Genomic DNA, 17,828 nt, shown 5'->3' with positions numbered 1-17,828 from the left:
ATGGGTTTTTATTTGACGAGTCGGATCATGAAAAATATAAAAAGCCAGGGAAATGGCGAACAGCCCGCTATTTCTCGCCGCCACTTTATCCAGGCCAGCTCCGCGCTTATTGCGTTACCCTTTGTCTCCTCGCCAGCTACCGCTCAGGCGCGCGCTGTGACAGCAACTGAAAACAGGCCTGCGGAAAAAGTCGTTCAGACATGCAGCACTTTTGACTGCGGGGGCAAATGCGATATTCGGGCGCATGTTAGTGACGGTATCGTGACGCGAATTTCAACGCGACCGGATAATGCGCTGGATGCGCAAATGCCGGTGATGCGTGCCTGTGTTCGTGGACGCGCATACCGTAAATTTGTTTATCATCCTGACAGACTTAAATATCCCATGAAGCGTGTAGGAAAACGCGGTGAAGGAAAGTTCGAGCGCATTTCCTGGGATGAAGCGACAACCTTAATCGCCGATAATTTAAAATCGATTACTGAAAAATATGGCCCGGCTTCGCGTTATGTTCATGTTGGTACCGCCGTTTCCGGCGGCACCTTTTCCGGCGATAAAATGGCGCGTCGCCTGTTGAATCTGACCGGCGGCTATCTCGAAAGCTACCATTCTGTGAGTATGGGCAACACGGCGGCCGCGACGCCTTATACTTACGGCATTGCCGCCAGCGGCAGTTCGCTGGATACGCTTTTGGAGACCAAACTGGTGATTCTGTGGGGCCATAACCCGACGGAGACCATTTTTGGTCATACCAACTATTTCTTGCAGAAGATGAAGCAGAACGGTACGCGGTTTATCGTGGTCGATCCGCGCTATTCCGACACCGTTTCGTCGCTGGCGGATCAGTGGATCCCGCTGCTGCCCACCACCGACAATGCGCTGATGGACGCGATGATGTACGTCATCATCAGCGAGAATCTGCACGATCGCGCATTTATTGCGCGCTACGCTATCGGTTTTGATGAAGACTCAATGCCGGAAGGCGTACCGGCTAACGAATCGCTGGTGGCATATCTGACCGGCGCCAAAGACGGTGTCGTTAAGTCTCCCGAGTGGGCGGAAAAGATCACCCATGTGCCGGCGCAAACCATTCGCCAGTTAGCGCGTGATTACGCGAATACCAAACCCGCCGCGTTGATTCAGGGGTGGGGACCACAGCGCCACAACTGCGGCGAGCGCACCGCGCGCGGCTCGACTCTACTGGCGACCATTACCGGTAATGTCGGCATCAAAGGCGGTTGGGCTGCGGGTTACGGCGGCTGCGCTAACCGTAAATTCGCCGCGGGTCCGGAGATGCCGGATAACCCGGTAAAAGCCAAAATTTCGGTGATGAACTGGGTGCAGGCCGCAGACGACGCCAGCAAAGTGACGCCGGATATGGGGCTGAAAGATGCCGATAAACTGGACAGTAACATCCGTATTCTGTTCTCGCTGGCCGGGAACTATCTGGCGAATCAGAACCCCGATCTGCACCAGGCGGTACGCGTACTGGAGGATGAATCAAAGATCCAGTTTATTGTCGCCAGCGATCTGTTTATGACGCCGAGCGCGAAATACGCTGATCTACTGCTGCCGGAAACCAGCTTTATGGAACGCTGGAACATCGGTGAAACCTGGGGCACGGCAAGCTACCTGATACTCTCTGAAAAACTGATCGAGCCTGAATTTGAGCGGCGCTCCGACTACGACTGGCTACGTGAGGTGGCGGCGAAATTAGGCATTGAGAATGAATTTAGCCAGGGGCGCGATGAGAAAGCGTGGATTGAACACATCTGGGAACAGACGCGCCTGGCGATGCCGGACGAAAATCTGCCGGATTTCGCCACGCTGCAAAAGACCCGTCAGCATCTGTTCAAAAGCGCGCCATTTATCGCCTTTGAAGACAATATTCGCGATCCGGAAAATCATCCGTTCCCGACGCCGTCAGGGAAAATAGAGATCTTCTCGAAGCGCCTGTACGACATGCAGCATCCGGAAATCCCGGCGTTATCGCACTACGTTCCCGCGCATGAAGGCCCGGAGGATGCGCTGGCGAAAGATTTTCCGCTCCAGTTAATTACGTGGAAAGGAAAAAACCGCGCCAACTCAACGCAATACGCTAACCCGTGGCTGATTGAAGTGCAGCAGCAGACATTGTGGATCAACCCGCAGGATGCGCAAACGCGCGGCATTGCGCATGGCGACATGGTGCGTATTCATAACTCACGCGGGATTTGCGAAATCCCGGCGGAAGTGACGCCGCGCATTATTCCTGGCGTTGTCGCGATGCAGGCCGGCGCCTGGTGGCAGCCGGATGAGAACGGTATTGATAAAGGCGGCTGTGCGAACGTCCTCAGCTCGGCCCGTATTACCGCGCTGGCGAAAGGAAATTCACATCAAACCATGCTGGTGGAGGTGGCTAAAGCATGAGTCAGTTTACACATTACCCGCCGGTGAGCGATAAACAACTGGGATTTTTCATCGACTCCTCACGCTGCTCCGGTTGTAAAGCCTGCCAGGTGGCCTGCAAAGACAAAAACAATCTGGAAGTAGGCCGTCGTTTCCGCCGCGTCTATGAAGTCAAGGGCGGAAGTTTCATCCCGACCGGGCAGGGCGGGGTCAGCAATAACGTATTTGCTTATACGCTTTCTATTTCCTGCAATCACTGTGCGGACCCTGTCTGCACCAAAAATTGCCCGACTACCGCTATGCATAAACGCCCGGGCGACGGCATCGTGCGCGTTGATACCGACAAATGCGTCGGCTGTGGCTATTGCGCCTGGTCCTGCCCTTACGGCGCGCCGCAGCTTAACGAGCAGACCGGCCAAATGTCCAAGTGCGACATGTGCGTTGATTTACTGGCGAAAGGTGAACCGCCCGTCTGTGTTGCGACCTGTCCGCTGGAGGCCATCAAGTTTGGCCCGATTGATGAACTGCGCGCGAAGTACGGTAGCGTATGCGACGTTAACGGGCTGCCAGATTCATCCATAACCAAGCCTAATCTGGTTGTCAAAGCGCATCAGGGCGCAGAAAAAGAGGGTAAACGCCATGCATGAGTTACCGCTGCTGATTTTTACGCTCTGTTTGCAAGGGTCTGTGGGCGTGACTCTGTGGCTGGCGTTGGGCCGCCAGTACGCCGTAGAGGGACGCGTGCCTGCACGCGGCGCGCTTCCCGCGATGGCGGGGGCGTTTGTACTGGCCTGCGTGGGGCTGCTTGCTTCCGCGCTGCACATGGGCTATCCCCTGAATGCGCTAAATGCGTTACGTCATGTCGCCAGTTCGTGGCTGAGTCGCGAAATCGTCTTTGCCAGCCTTTATCTGGCGGCGCTGGGACTGGGGGTTGTGCTGCTGTTTTTCCGAAAACCAGGCTGGCAGCCGCTGCTGGCGCTGGCGGCGGCGTTTGGGCTGGTGGATGTATTCTGCATGGCGCAGGTTTATATCCATGCCTCGGTGGCGACCTGGCAGCATAGCAACACGCTGGCGCTGTTCTTTGGCACGTCAGGCATTATCGGTTCGGTAGTCATTGCGCTGGCTTATCTGCGCAACGCTGGCGCCGCAATGCGCTGCGCTGTGGTGGTGGTCGCACTGATGGTGCTGATTCGTCTGATCATGCAGCCGCTATGGCTGGCGGATGTTAATGCGGTGGATACGACGGTCGTCACTTTCCCGCATCATCCGCTACAGGCGCTGGCGCAGTTGCGTGACGTCTATCTTCTCGGCTGGTGTGTCTCAGCGGCGGGAATGCTCTGCTTTGCCGCAGGCGGTCTGCGAAACGCCAGAGGAACTCTGGTGGCGGGCAGCGTATTGCTGCTTCTCGGCGAGATTATGCTGCGCTACGTCTTCTTTAGTATTGGCTGATGGTTAACCTGACGATCGATCCGGCGGTAGACGTGACGCAGGCCTGCGTCCGTCGTCGCTTTCGTTTTTCTTCCTGCCGCGCTTGCGCCGATGTTTGTCCGGCGCAGGCGTTTTCGCTGGCGCAAGGGCAGGTCAGCATAGATACGACGCGCTGCATAGCCTGTGGCGACTGTCTGTTTGTCTGTCCTGTTGACGCCATTACCGGTATCAAACCGGTTAAACGCTTTGTGCAGGGGGATACGTTGGTGGGGCCGTTTTCGCTACAGGCGCCAACGGTCGATGAACTGCTTCTCTGGCACAGCCAGTACGGTATTCGCTTTATTGATATTGCGGTGGAGCGATCGGCGCAGTGGCTGATGGCGCTGGCGGGGCTAAATTTAGCGCTGCGCCGCTACGGCGAGCCGGGCTGGTCTTTCAAACACGTTGTCGGCGTGGAGATTAACGCCTCGCGGCGCACTCTGTTTCATGTTCCGCGCGACGCCATTACCCCATGCGCCGTCGAGCCGGGGAAACGGCGTCTCAGACAGGCGTTTTCCGCGTTCAGCGAATGCGTACCCGAAATCAGTCCGCAAGAGTGCAGGATGTGCGGTGCCTGCTGGCGAAGCTGCCCGGAAAACGTTATCCAGTTTGACGACAATACCCTGACGATAGCGGCGGCGCGTTGTACGGGATGCGGCGGCTGTGCGGCGGTATGTCCGCATCAGGCGCTGCTGCTGCGGTTTGACGTGGAACCCGCCTCAACGCGGCATAGTGCGGTGCATACGCTCATCTGCGAAAGCTGCAAACGTACTTTCCATGCTCTCACGCCTGAACACACGCACTGCGTGCTGTGTCAGTCCCCTGAGTTTGCTGTGCGCCTTTAACTTTTGTTGCTAATGCTCATTTTATTTTAAAAAAATGTTACCTGCATCCATAGGCAATTGATGGGATGCTCTTTATAATCCGCGCCTGACATAACAACAGAACATATTTCAGAGGTAAACATGGCTATTGAACGGACTTTTTCCATCATTAAACCCAACGCGGTGGCAAAAAACGTTATTGGCAGCATCTTTGCGCGCTTTGAAGCTGCAGGGTTCAAAATTGTTGGCACTAAAATGCTGCACCTGACCGTTGAGCAGGCGCGCGGCTTCTATGCTGAGCACGACGGCAAGCCGTTCTTTGACGGTCTGGTGGAGTTCATGACCTCTGGCCCTATCGTGGTATCCGTGCTGGAAAGTGAAAATGCGGTACAGCGTCACCGCGATCTGCTTGGCGCCACCAATCCGGCGAACGCGTTGGCGGGTACGCTGCGCGCCGACTACGCTGATAGCTTAACTGAAAACGGCACCCACGGTTCGGATTCGCTGGAATCCGCGCAGCGCGAAATCGCCTTTTTCTTCGGTGAAGGCGAAGTGTGCCCGCGCACCCGTTAATCTCCTTCGTCTTTCACGCTGTAAATGCGTTGGCGATAAATTATCGGTTCAAATATTATTTTTGCTAATGCCGCGTGCAGACGTGGCATCCTTACGCCAGAATTTGTACAATGCAGCGCCCCCGGACGAGCAGTAAGCTTACCGGGGCGTTTCTTTTTTCAACCCTCCAGGGGCCATAACGTGTAATAACGAGGCCGGAATAGCATATGTCTGAACAAATTGTCACACCTGAAAGCAGTACCCCGGTAGTTCTTAACAACGAAACAAAAATCAACCTGCTGGATCTAAACCGTCAGCAGATGCGCGAGTTTTTTAAAAACTTAGGTGAAAAGCCTTTCCGCGCCGATCAGGTGATGAAATGGATGTATCACTATTGCTGCGATAATTTTGATGAGATGACCGACATCAACAAAGTGTTGCGCGGCAAATTAAAAGAGGTCGCGGAAATCCGCGCGCCGGAGGTCGTTGAAGAGCAGCGTTCCTCAGACGGCACCATTAAGTGGGCGATTGCTGTCGGCGATCAGCGCGTTGAAACGGTCTACATCCCGGAGGACGACCGCGCTACGCTGTGTGTCTCTTCACAGGTAGGATGCGCGCTGGAGTGCAAGTTTTGTTCAACTGCGCAGCAGGGCTTTAACCGCAACCTGCGCGTATCGGAAATTATCGGTCAGGTCTGGCGTGCGGCGAAAATCGTCGGCGCGGCCAAAGTCACCGGCCAGCGTCCGATCACCAACGTGGTCATGATGGGGATGGGCGAGCCATTGCTTAACCTGACCAATGTCGTACCGGCGATGGAAATTATGCTCGATGACTTTGGTTTCGGCCTGTCCAAACGTCGTGTCACGCTCTCAACGTCCGGCGTGGTGCCTGCGCTGGATAAACTGGGTGATATGATAGATGTCGCGCTGGCTATCTCCTTACATGCGCCGAATGACACTATTCGCGACGAAATCGTCCCGATCAACAAAAAATACAATATCGAAACGTTCCTGGGCGCGGTTCGCCGCTATCTGGAGAAATCCAACGCCAATCAGGGGCGCGTGACGATTGAATACGTGATGCTTGACCACGTCAACGACGGCACTGAACACGCGCATCAACTGGCGGAGCTATTAAAAGAGACGCCTTGTAAGATTAATCTGATTCCGTGGAACCCGTTCCCTGGCGCGCCGTATGGCCGCAGCTCTAACAGCCGTATCGATCGCTTTTCTAAAGTTTTGATGAGTTATGGTTTCACGACCATCGTACGCAAGACGCGTGGCGATGACATTGATGCGGCATGCGGACAGTTGGCAGGCGATGTGATTGACCGTACCAAACGTACCCTGCGTAAGCGTATGCAGGGAGAGGTGATTGACATCAAGGCTATTTGATAGCAGTTGCGCCACGGGGCATTCATTATACCGTGGCGCAATGTCAGTTGAATAATGTCTGGCGTTGTACTTGTCTGGTCAATAATAACGGTGCGTTTTTGTCGACTTTAAGGCAGTATGTAATGGTGCAACAAGAGTTTAGCCTTGTGTCTTAGCGGTTTTGTCATCTGCGGCCTGACAGGCTTATACTGTCTGACTAAGGTTAACTAACCTGATGTTTCGCGGTGTGGGCGGGCATTACGGCTCGTCGGCGCCTGAATCCTAATTTACACGTACCTGTAGCTGTAGCGAATGAATACTGAAGCCACGCACGACCAAAATGAAGCACAAACCACCGGCGTTCGTCTGCGCAATGCCCGTGAACAACTCGGACTCAGCCAGCAGGCTGTCGCTGAGCGACTTTGCCTGAAGGTTTCTACGGTACGCGATATTGAAGAAGATAAGGCGCCGTCCGATCTTGCTTCAACCTTCCTGCGCGGATATATCCGCTCATATGCGCGTCTGGTGCATGTTCCAGAAGAGGAACTGTTGCCGGGGCTGGAAAAGCAGGCCCCGCTGCGCGCCGCCAAAGTCGCCCCGATGCAGAGTTTCTCATTAGGAAAGCGTCGTAAAAAACGCGACGGCTGGTTAATGTCTTTTACCTGGCTGGTACTGTTTGTGGTCGTAGGGCTGACCGGCGCCTGGTGGTGGCAGAACCATAAGGCGCAGCAGGAAGAGATCACGACAATGGCCGATCAAAGCACGGCTGAACTGAACGCAGATAAAGACAGCGGCCAAAGCGTACCGCTGGACACCGGTGCCGCGACAAGCCAGGATACGACGCCAGCGCAAACGGCTCCGGCTCCTGCGACGCCGGTTGATTCGACGGCGGCGACGCAAACGCCAGCGCCAACGGCGGCGGCAACGCAAAATACGGTAGTCGCGCCTTCGCAGGCGAATGTCGATACGGCTGCGACATCTGCCGCGCCAGCGGCAACGGAGACGCCGTCCGCGCTGCCGACCAGTCAGGCTGGCGTAGCGGCGCCTGCTGCCGATCCGAACGCGCTGGTGATGAATTTTACCGCTGACTGCTGGCTCGAAGTCACTGACGCCACGGGTAAGAAGCTGTTTAGCGGTATGCAGCGTAAAGATGGTAATTTAAACCTAACCGGTCAGGCGCCTTATAAACTTAAAATTGGCGCGCCGGCCGCGGTGCAGATCCAGTATCAAGGAAAACCTGTCGATCTGAGCCGCTTTATCAGAACTAATCAGGTTGCGCGTCTGACCCTTAATGCCGAACCGACACCGGCGCAGTAACAGACGGGTAACGCGGGAGGTTTTTCATGCATAACCAGGCTCCGATTCAACGTAGAAAATCGACACGTATTTACGTTGGGAATGTGCCGATTGGCGATGGCGCCCCCATCGCCGTCCAGTCGATGACTAACACGCGTACCACTGACGTGGAAGCGACGGTTAATCAGATCAAAGCGCTGGAGCGCGTTGGCGCAGATATTGTTCGTGTTTCTGTACCGACAATGGACGCCGCCGAAGCGTTCAAGCTTATCAAACAGCAGGTTTCAGTTCCGCTGGTTGCCGATATTCACTTCGACTACCGCATTGCGCTGAAAGTAGCGGAATACGGCGTTGACTGCTTGCGTATTAACCCCGGCAATATCGGTAACGAAGAACGCATTCGCATGGTGGTGGACTGCGCGCGAGACAAAAACATCCCTATTCGTATCGGCGTAAACGCCGGATCGCTGGAAAAAGATCTGCAGGAAAAATACGGTGAGCCGACGCCGCAGGCGCTGCTGGAATCAGCCATGCGCCATGTCGATCATCTCGATCGTCTCAACTTTGATCAGTTCAAAGTGAGCGTAAAAGCGTCCGATGTATTCCTTGCCGTTGAGTCTTATCGTTTGTTGGCTAAACAGATCGATCAGCCGCTGCATCTGGGGATCACCGAAGCGGGCGGCGCGCGTAGCGGGGCGGTCAAGTCGGCGATCGGTTTAGGTCTGCTGTTATCGGAAGGTATCGGCGACACGCTGCGCGTATCGTTGGCGGCCGATCCGGTGGAAGAGATCAAAGTCGGTTTCGATATCCTGAAGTCGCTGCGCATTCGCGCGCGCGGCATCAATTTCATCGCTTGCCCGACCTGTTCTCGCCAGGAGTTCGACGTTATCGGCACGGTGAACGCGCTGGAGCAACGTCTGGAAGATATCATCACCCCGATGGACGTCTCGATCATCGGTTGCGTGGTGAACGGGCCGGGCGAAGCGCTGGTATCGACGCTGGGCGTGACGGGCGGCAATAAGAAAAGCGGCCTGTATGAAGACGGCGTGCGTAAGGACAGACTCGATAACGACGATATGATCGCGCAGCTTGAATCCCGTATTCGCGCGAAAGCAAGTCAACTTGATGAAGCGCGTCGGATTGACGTGCTGCAGGTTGAAAAATAAGAACGTGATGGGAAGCGGCGCGCTTCCCGTGTATGATTGAACCCGCATGGCTCCCGGTTCGTTCGGGGAAGCGCTGAGGGTTCATTTTTATATTCAGAAAGAGAATAAACGTGGCAAAAAACATTCAAGCCATTCGCGGCATGAACGATTATCTGCCTGGCGAAACCGCCATCTGGCAGCGCATTGAAGGCACACTCAAAAACGTGCTCGGCAGCTACGGTTACAGTGAAATCCGCTTGCCGATTGTAGAGCAGACCCCGTTATTCAAACGCGCGATCGGTGAAGTTACTGACGTGGTTGAAAAAGAGATGTACACCTTTGAGGATCGCAACGGCGATAGCCTGACATTGCGCCCTGAAGGTACGGCGGGCTGTGTACGCGCCGGCATCGAACATGGTCTCCTGTACAATCAGGAACAGCGTTTGTGGTATATCGGCCCGATGTTCCGTCATGAGCGTCCGCAAAAAGGCCGCTACCGTCAGTTCCACCAGCTAGGCGCCGAAGTCTTCGGCTTACAAGGCCCGGATATTGACGCGGAGCTGATTATGCTGACCGCACGCTGGTGGCGCGCGCTGGGCATCGCTGACCACGTTAGCCTGGAGCTGAACTCTATTGGTTCATTAGAGGCGCGTGCGAACTATCGTGATGCGCTGGTCGCGTTCCTCGAACAGCATCAAGAGACGCTGGACGAAGACTGCAAACGCCGCATGTATACCAATCCGCTGCGCGTGCTGGATTCAAAAAATCCGGACGTGCAGGCGCTGCTCAACGACGCGCCCGCTCTCGGCGACTATCTCGATGACGATTCACGCGAGCACTTTGCCGGTCTGTGTAAATTGCTGGACGCGGCGGGAATTGCCTACACCGTCAACCAGCGTCTGGTACGCGGTCTGGATTACTACAACCGCACCGTATTTGAATGGGTAACAAACAGTCTGGGGTCACAAGGCACCGTCTGTGCGGGTGGTCGTTATGACGGTCTGGTGGAACAACTGGGCGGTCGCGCTACCCCGGCAGTGGGCTTTGCGATGGGCCTGGAACGACTTGTTTTGTTAGTTCAGGCAGTTAATCCGGAATTTATTGCCTCTCCTGTTGTCGATATATACCTGGTAGCTGCCGGCGCACAAACGCAGTCTGCGGCAATGACGCTGGCGGAGCGGCTGCGCGATGAAATGCCAGGCGTGAAGCTAATGACAAACCACGGCGGCGGCAACTTTAAGAAACAGTTTGCCCGCGCCGATAAGTGGGGCGCCCGTATTGCACTGGTTCTTGGCGAATCTGAAGTCGCCGATGGGACTGTTGTAGTGAAGGATTTGCGCTCCGGTGAGCAAACGGCAGTGGCGCAGGACAGCGTCGCCGCGCATTTGCGCACTTTATTGGGCTAAGGAGAAGGACAGCGTGGAAATTTACGAGAACGAACACGACCAGGTGGATGCGATTAAACGCTTCTTTGCCGAAAACGGCAAAGCGCTGGCTGTCGGAGTGATTTTAGGGGTTGGCGCGCTGGTTGGCTGGCGTTACTGGAGCAGCCATCAGACGGAGTCCGCGCGTGCTGCTTCTCTGGCGTATCAAAATGCGGTGACGGCGGTAAGCGCCGATAAGCCGGATAGCATTCCCGCCGCTGAAAAATTCGCGGCTGAGAATAAAAATACCTATGGTGCGCTGGCGTCTATGGAACTGGCGCAGCAGTTTGTGGATAAGAATGAACTTAAAAAAGCCGAAGCCCAGTTGCAGCAGGGGTTGGCGGCCACCAGCGATGAAAATCTCAAAGCGGTGATTAATCTGCGTCTCGCTCGCGTTCAGTTACAGCTTAAGCAAGCTGATGCCGCGCTGAAAACTCTGGATGCCGTTAAAGGCGAAGGATGGACGGCCATTGTCGCTGATTTGCGCGGCGAAGCGTTGCTGAGTAAGGGTGATAAAAAAGGCGCGCGCAGCGCATGGGAAGCGGGCGTCAATAGCGATGCTTCTCCGGCGTTGAGCGAAATGATGCAGATGAAAATCAATAATTTGTCCATCTGAGAGGGACCCGATGCAATTGCGTAAATTACTTCTGCCAGGGTTGCTTTCCGTTACCCTGCTCAGCGGCTGTTCACTGTTTAGCGGTGAAGAAGATGTCGTCAAGATGTCTCCATTACCGCAGGTTGAAAACCAGTTTACCCCGACCACTGTCTGGAGCACCTCTGTCGGTAACGGAATTGGCGAATTTTATTCTAACCTTCATCCGGTAATGGCAGATAACGTGGTCTATGCAGCCGATCGCGCGGGCGTGGTAAAAGCGCTCAATGCGGATGATGGCAAAGAGATCTGGTCTGTGAATCTGGGCGAAAAAGACGGCTGGTTCTCTCGTTCGTCCGCGCTGTTGTCCGGCGGCGTCACGGTCGCGGGCGGTCACGTCTATATCGGCAGTGAAAAGGCCGAGGTTTATGCGCTGAATACCAGCGACGGCACTACAGCATGGCAGACGAAGGTCGCAGGCGAAGCGTTGTCTCGCCCGGTTGTCAGTGATGGAATCGTCCTGATCCATACCAGCAACGGTCAGTTGCAGGCGCTAAATCAGGCGGATGGCGCCATTAAATGGACGGTGAACCTGGATATGCCTTCGCTGTCGCTGCGCGGCGAATCTGCGCCGGCAACCGCGTTCGGCGCGGCTATCGTTGGTGGCGACAATGGCCGCGTCAGCGCCGTGTTGATGCAACAAGGCCAGATGATTTGGCAACAGCGTATCTCCCAGGCCACTGGCCCAACGGAAATTGACCGTCTGAGCGACGTTGATACCACGCCGGTTGTGGTAAACGGCGTCGTTTACGCGTTGGCGTATAATGGTAACTTAACGGCGCTGGATCTGCGCAGTGGTCAGATTATGTGGAAACGCGAGCTGGGTTCGGTCAATGACTTTATCGTCGACGGCGACCGTATCTACCTGGTCGATCAGAACGATCGTGTGCTGGCGCTGACCACTGACGGCGGCGTAACGCTGTGGACGCAAAGCGATCTGCTGCACCGTTTGCTGACCTCCCCGGTACTGTATAATGGTGATTTAGTCGTCGGCGATAGCGAAGGTTATCTGCACTGGATTAATGTTGATGACGGGCGTTTTGTGGCCCAACAAAAAGTAGACAGTTCCGGTTTTCTGACCGAACCGACGGTGGCGGATGGTAAACTGCTCATCCAGGCCAAAGACGGTACGGTCTACGCGATTACGCGTTAATCGTCACGGTTGTGCGTTTTAAAAAACGGCTCCTGGTGTAGGGGCCGTTTTCCTGTTTTTAACAATGGCGCAAAATGCGCGCGTTGTCTGATGATTTTTTTAATGAGGCTTTAAACATGGTACCTGTGGTCGCGCTTGTCGGGCGCCCTAACGTCGGAAAATCCACGCTATTTAACCGTCTGACCCGCACCCGAGATGCGCTGGTTGCGGATTTCCCGGGTCTGACTCGTGACCGTAAGTACGGTCGTGCGGAGGTTGAAGGCCGCGAGTTTATCTGTATCGACACCGGCGGTATTGACGGCACCGAAGACGGCGTCGAAACGCGGATGGCGGAACAGTCGCTGCTGGCGATTGAAGAAGCGGATGTGGTGTTATTCATGGTAGATGCGCGCGCTGGCCTGATGCCGGCGGATGAAGCGATTGCCAAACATCTGCGCTCCCGTGAAAAACCGACCTTCCTGGTGGCGAATAAAACGGATGGTCTCGATCCCGATCAGGCGGTTGTCGATTTTTACTCGCTGGGATTAGGCGAAATTTACCCTATCGCCGCCTCACATGGTCGCGGCGTATTGAGCCTGCTGGAACATGTGCTTCTGCCGTGGATGGATGATGTCGCGCCGCAGGAAGAGGTGGATGAAGACGCGGAATACTGGGCGCAGTTCGAGGCGGAACAAAATGGTGAAGAAGCGCCGGAAGATGATTTTGACCCGCAAAGCCTGCCGATAAAGCTGGCGATTGTCGGTCGCCCGAACGTAGGTAAGTCCACACTCACTAACCGTATTCTCGGTGAAGAGCGCGTGGTGGTATACGACATGCCGGGCACCACTCGCGACAGCATTTATATCCCGATGGAACGCGACGAACGGGAATATGTGCTGATTGACACGGCGGGGGTGCGTAAGCGCGGAAAAATCACCGATGCGGTAGAAAAGTTCTCGGTGATTAAAACATTGCAGGCGATTGAAGACGCTAACGTCGTACTGTTGGTTATCGATGCGCGCGAGGGGATCTCCGACCAGGATTTGTCTCTGCTGGGCTTTATCCTCAATAGTGGGCGCTCACTCGTTATCGTAGTCAACAAATGGGATGGCCTGAGCCAGGAAGTCAAAGAGCAGGTGAAAGAGACGCTGGATTTCCGTCTGGGCTTTATTGATTTTGCCCGCGTTCATTTTATCTCTGCGCTACACGGCAGCGGTGTCGGCAACCTGTTTGAGTCCGTACGCGAGGCTTACGACAGTTCCACTCGCCGGGTGAGCACTGCGATGCTGACCCGTATCATGACGATGGCGGTGGAAGATCATCAGCCGCCGCTGGTGCGCGGTCGCCGTGTGAAACTGAAATATGCCCACGCTGGCGGCTATAACCCGCCGATTGTGGTGATTCACGGCAACCAGGTAAAAGATCTGCCAGACTCCTATAAGCGCTATCTGATGAACTACTTCCGCAAGTCGTTGGAAGTGATGGGGACGCCGATTCGCATTCAGTTTAAAGAAGGGGAGAACCCGTATGCGAACAAGCGTAACACACTGACGCCAACGCAAATGCGCAAACGTAAGCGTCTGATGAAACATATCAAGAAAAGCAAGTAATGCTTTTTCAGTAATATTCCAGGCCTGACAAGCGCTGCGCTATCAGGCCTTTCAAGTAAAAGTGAGTCACGCGCCTGAGGAGAATGTTATGGAAATAACCTGCCCCGTTTGCCATCACGCGCTGGAGCGCAATGGCGATACAGCGCATTGCGAGACATGCGCTAAAGATTTCTCGTTACAGGCACTTTGTCCTGACTGCCGCCAGCCGTTACAGGTGTTGAAAGCCTGCGGCGCAGTGGACTATTTTTGCCAGAACGGTCATGGTTTAATTTCAAAAAAACGGGTTAACTTCGTCATTTCCGATCAATAAAACCGCTGTCGACGTTGCGCCGCAGAGCAGAGGCGCCGACGTCTTATCCGGCTAAGGGCAAAAGCGTTATTCGATACTCCCGTAATATCAGTATAGTATCCTGCCCGGCGGCTATTTTATTCTTTTTATTGATTCAAGTATTTATAGAGAATATTATTCCCAAAAATTAATATTAGAAATAAATAAAAGCTTTCTTTTTATTTATTATATCAATATTATAAGTCTGTTTCATATTAAAATTTTCTTTTTAGGAATATATTTAGGCCTGTTAGTTATGATTCCATCTGAATCATCCATATAATATCTTTTCATCGAGGCGTGTTTATTTAACGACAGGGATATCATATGGTGCGAAGGATTCGCATTCTGGTTTTGCTATTAGTGTCTGGAGTCTCAGTTGCGGCTTCCGGCGCAGATAACTCTGTATCTGCAAATGATGAAAGCCACTCCTCTCTGCCTGATTTAGCCAGCGAATCCGCGAAAAAAGAAGAACAGGAAAATAAAGGAAAGTCCTTTAAAGAACAGGGCGCTGACTACTTTATTAATTCCGCCACCCAGGGCTTTGATAATCTCACCCCGGAAGCGCTGGAATCCCAGGCGCGTAGCTATTTGCAAAACCAAATCACTTCCTCAGCACAGTCATATCTTGAAGGCGTAATGTCACCTTATGGCAAGATCCGTACCAGCCTCACCGTGGGCGAAGGTGGCGATCTGGACGGCAGTTCGCTGGATTATTTTATTCCCTGGTATGACAATCAGAGCACGCTTTTCTTTAGCCAGATTTCGGCTCAGCGTAAGGAAGACCGCACCATTGGTAACTTTGGGCTTGGCGTTCGCCAGAACGTCGGCAACTGGCTGCTTGGCGGCAACGCATTCTATGACTACGATTTTACGCGCGGTCACCGTCGATTAGGTCTGGGAACCGAAGCCTGGACAGATTACCTGAAATTCTCCGGCAACTATTACCATCCTCTTTCTGACTGGAAAGACTCCGAAGATTTCGACTTTTATGAAGAGCGACCCGCGCGCGGCTGGGATATCCGCATGGAAAGCTGGCTGCCGTTTTATCCGCAGCTTGGCGCTAAATTAGTTTACGAACAGTACTACGGCGATGAAGTAGCGCTGTTTGGCACCGATAATCTGCAAAAAGATCCTCATGCCGTCACTTTGGGGCTGGAATATACGCCGGTACCGCTGGTCACGGTTGGTACGGATTACAAAGCCGGTACTGGCGATAGTAACGATTTTAGCGTTAACGCGACCGTGAACTACCAGATAGGCACGCCGCTGGCGGCGCAACTCGATCCGGAAAACGTTAAAATTCAGCACTCCTTAATGGGCAGCCGCACCGATTTTGTCGATCGCAACAATTTCATCATTCTCGAATATCGCGAGAAAGATCCGCTGGACGTCACGTTGTGGCTGAAGGCTGACGCCACCAACGAACACCCGGAATGCGTGATTGAAGATACGCCTGAGGCCGCGGTGGGGCTGGAGAAATGTAAGTGGACGGTCAACGCGCTGATTAACCACCATTACAAAATTATTTCTGCTTCCTGGCAGGCGAAAAACAACGCCGCCCGTACGCTGGTGATGCCGGTGGTAAAAGCGAATGCGTTAACCGAAGGCAACAATAACAGCTGGAATCTGGTGCTTCCTGCCTGGGTTAATGCCGATACCGAAGAGCAGCGCATCGCCCTGAACACCTGGAAAGTACGCATGACGCTGGAAGACGAAAAGGGCAATAAGCAGAACTCCGGCGTGGTGGAAATCACCGTCCAGCAGGATCGCAAAATTGAGCTGATCGTCGACAACATTGCCGATACCGATCGCAGCGATCACAGCCATGAAGCCAGCGCGCTGGCCGATGGCGAAGACGGCGTGGTGATGGATCTGCTGATCACCGATTCCTTTGGCGATTCCACTGACCGTAACGGCGACGAACTGGTGGACGATGCCATGACGCCCGTATTGTACGACAGCAATGATAAAAAAGTCACCCTGGCCCAGACGCCCTGCACCACGGAAACCCCCTGCGTGTTTATTGCCAGTCGTGATAAAGACGCGGGGACGGTGACGCTTTCCAGCACCCTGCCAGGCACTTTCCGCTGGAAGGCGAAAGCAGACGCCTATGGCGACAGTAACTACGTTGATGTCACTTTTATCGGCGACAACCTGAGCGCGCTGAATGCGGTGATTTATCAGGTCAAAGCCGCCAACCCTGTCAACCTTATCGGCAAAGAAGATAAGCACCCTACGGTCAATAATGCTTACCGTTTCCTGCTGTGGCGCGACAAAAATAAAGACAATGTTTTTCAGATGTCCGAGCAGCTCACGGAAGAAGAGATGGCGCTGTACGACTACCAGTGGGAGTTTACCGGGCAGAGTACAAACGGACATACCGGCGCGTTGGCCAACACCATGAATGAAGACCTTGTCCTGCCAGTAACCAATAAAGAGGCGGCGCAGAAGTTTGCCGCCAATGAGGAAGATGGCGTTCAGGGTTACGGCATACGCGTTACGTATAGCCAGAAATAGCGTCAGCGTTATGGCTGACCAGCCAGCCGCTGAATTTGGAGAAAAAGGAGAGTCTGAATGCAAGCAACAGTAAAACGGCGGCTGACGAAGGTCGCTTTAGCATTAGTAGTTGCCGGATATTGCGCCGCGCCAGCGGTGGCGGCGAACGGTAATCTGAAATCGGGGCAGTGGCAGATTGTCTCTGAACAGACGGGCACCATTCAGGGTACGGTGCCGTGGATTACCCGTGCAGCGGATAAAACTGCGGATACCGACAAAGATCACGTAACGGTAACGGTCGATCGCGGCGATCGTACCGTTGTGACCGAAGGCGATAAGCAGTTCCACGTTGGCGATAAGGTCACCGTGAACTGGGCGATTGGCGATACGGAAGGCGACCTCGACACCGACAACGCCGCCACGAAACAGACGGTGCAGTGGATGAGATACAGCGACCAGAATGGTAGCAATCCCGAAGAGATTGGCACCAAAGGTAGCGATACCTATGAAATTCAGGCGAGTGACGCAGACCATTATATCGGTATCAAAATCACGCCGACCACCACCACCGGTGACCCTGCCGTAGCAACCGAACTGTTGTTGAAAGACCTGTCGACCTATGCGGGCGGTGGTGCGGATGGGGATGACGACGATATTCCGGAAGGTCCGGTGGTGGATGACAACGTCCATGTGGTTATTCATGAGAAAGGTTCGAATACCAACCTGTTGAAGAATACAGGGACGACACTCAAAACGAATACCACCTATCAGGTATTGCTGTGGAGCGATAAGAACGGCAACGGCACCTATGATGCTGGTGAAAACGTTACCGACCAGTATGACTACCGCTGGAAATTCATGGGGACCAGCGCAAAAGCAGGTACTGGTGCCGGCGGTATTGTCAACGAAAGCTGGAACGATAAAGACCTTGTCATCCCGCTTACCAACGCCGAAGCGAAAACGGCGTTCGAGGGCGCGGAAGGCGGCGTTACCGTGGGTAGCGACGGTGTCCAGGGCTTTGGTTTGTCCATCGACTACAAACGCAAATAAGTTGTCCTCAACATACCACTCCCTGCGGGGAGTGGTATTTTCCGCGCACTTTGCTTAGCCGCGCGCTAAGCAAAGTGGGTTGAATTACGAC

The 17,828-nt window shown here is 54.1% G+C and carries 15 protein-coding genes; all 15 read left to right on the top strand.

The features are described 5' to 3' along the window. Positions 1–27 precede the first annotated feature (27 nt). The 15 genes from ACLJQJ_RS17755 (at position 28) to ACLJQJ_RS17685 (ending at position 17,737) form a co-directional block, all read left to right on the top strand. Positions 28–2,406, top strand: a complete 2,379-nt coding sequence (locus ACLJQJ_RS17755; protein ID WP_001536452.1) for a DMSO/selenate family reductase complex A subunit — start codon at positions 28–30, stop codon at positions 2,404–2,406. Beyond that, positions 2,403–3,032 (top strand): DMSO/selenate family reductase complex B subunit, encoded by a 630-nt coding sequence (locus ACLJQJ_RS17750; RefSeq protein ID WP_000077436.1) that lies wholly within the window; start codon positions 2,403–2,405, stop codon positions 3,030–3,032. The genes ACLJQJ_RS17755 and ACLJQJ_RS17750 overlap by 4 nt, the downstream gene beginning before the upstream one ends. Next, entirely contained in the window at positions 3,025–3,834 is an 810-nt protein-coding gene (locus ACLJQJ_RS17745; protein WP_063809313.1) for a dimethyl sulfoxide reductase anchor subunit family protein, read from the top strand. The genes ACLJQJ_RS17750 and ACLJQJ_RS17745 overlap by 8 nt, the downstream gene beginning before the upstream one ends. Continuing rightward, positions 3,834–4,697: a 4Fe-4S binding protein gene (locus ACLJQJ_RS17740; protein WP_063809312.1), complete on the top strand. Its 864-nt coding sequence runs from the start codon at positions 3,834–3,836 to the stop codon at positions 4,695–4,697. Before ACLJQJ_RS17745 ends, ACLJQJ_RS17740 begins: the two co-directional genes overlap by 1 nt. Before the next feature lie 120 nt (positions 4,698–4,817). Then, the gene (ndk, locus tag ACLJQJ_RS17735; RefSeq protein WP_000963846.1) at positions 4,818–5,249 is read left to right on the top strand and encodes a nucleoside-diphosphate kinase; all 432 of its coding nucleotides are present in this window, start codon (positions 4,818–4,820) and stop codon (positions 5,247–5,249) included. A gap of 206 nt (positions 5,250–5,455) precedes the next feature. Next, on the top strand, positions 5,456–6,622 hold the full coding sequence (locus ACLJQJ_RS17730) for a bifunctional tRNA (adenosine(37)-C2)-methyltransferase TrmG/ribosomal RNA large subunit methyltransferase RlmN (RefSeq protein ID WP_000003206.1): 1,167 nt from the start codon (positions 5,456–5,458) through the stop codon (positions 6,620–6,622). A gap of 291 nt (positions 6,623–6,913) precedes the next feature. Then, entirely contained in the window at positions 6,914–7,918 is a 1,005-nt protein-coding gene (rodZ, locus tag ACLJQJ_RS17725) for a cytoskeleton protein RodZ (protein WP_001090890.1), read from the top strand. Between the two features lie 26 nt (positions 7,919–7,944). Next, positions 7,945–9,063 carry a flavodoxin-dependent (E)-4-hydroxy-3-methylbut-2-enyl-diphosphate synthase gene (gene ispG, locus ACLJQJ_RS17720; RefSeq protein WP_000551815.1) on the top strand — a complete coding sequence of 373 codons (1,119 nt, stop codon included), beginning with the start codon at positions 7,945–7,947 and terminating at the stop codon, positions 9,061–9,063. 110 nt (positions 9,064–9,173) lie between these two features. Next, the gene (gene hisS, locus ACLJQJ_RS17715) at positions 9,174–10,448 is read left to right on the top strand and encodes a histidine--tRNA ligase (RefSeq protein ID WP_001107139.1); all 1,275 of its coding nucleotides are present in this window, start codon (positions 9,174–9,176) and stop codon (positions 10,446–10,448) included. 13 nt (positions 10,449–10,461) lie between these two features. Further along, positions 10,462–11,082: a YfgM family protein gene (locus ACLJQJ_RS17710; protein ID WP_000409190.1), complete on the top strand. Its 621-nt coding sequence runs from the start codon at positions 10,462–10,464 to the stop codon at positions 11,080–11,082. A 10-nt stretch (positions 11,083–11,092) separates the two neighbouring features. Continuing rightward, positions 11,093–12,271: an outer membrane protein assembly factor BamB gene (gene bamB / locus ACLJQJ_RS17705; RefSeq protein ID WP_001177072.1), complete on the top strand. Its 1,179-nt coding sequence runs from the start codon at positions 11,093–11,095 to the stop codon at positions 12,269–12,271. 116 nt (positions 12,272–12,387) lie between these two features. Then, positions 12,388–13,860, top strand: coding sequence for a ribosome biogenesis GTPase Der (gene der, locus ACLJQJ_RS17700; RefSeq protein WP_000249411.1), 1,473 nt, complete (start codon positions 12,388–12,390; stop codon positions 13,858–13,860). Positions 13,861–13,948: 88 nt separating this feature from the next. Continuing rightward, entirely contained in the window at positions 13,949–14,170 is a 222-nt protein-coding gene (locus tag ACLJQJ_RS17695; RefSeq protein WP_000406466.1) for a zinc ribbon domain-containing protein, read from the top strand. Positions 14,171–14,515: 345 nt separating this feature from the next. Next, entirely contained in the window at positions 14,516–16,708 is a 2,193-nt protein-coding gene (sinH, locus tag ACLJQJ_RS17690) for an intimin-like inverse autotransporter SinH (protein WP_063809310.1), read from the top strand. Between the two features lie 57 nt (positions 16,709–16,765). Further along, the gene (locus ACLJQJ_RS17685; RefSeq protein ID WP_063809309.1) at positions 16,766–17,737 is read left to right on the top strand and encodes a SinI family autotransporter-associated protein; all 972 of its coding nucleotides are present in this window, start codon (positions 16,766–16,768) and stop codon (positions 17,735–17,737) included. Positions 17,738–17,828 lie beyond the last annotated feature (91 nt).

The organism is Salmonella sp. SAL04202 (assembly GCF_046550775.1).
Lineage (GTDB): Bacteria > Pseudomonadota > Gammaproteobacteria > Enterobacterales > Enterobacteriaceae > Salmonella > Salmonella enterica.
This window is presented reverse-complemented; position numbering and strand designations above follow the sequence as displayed.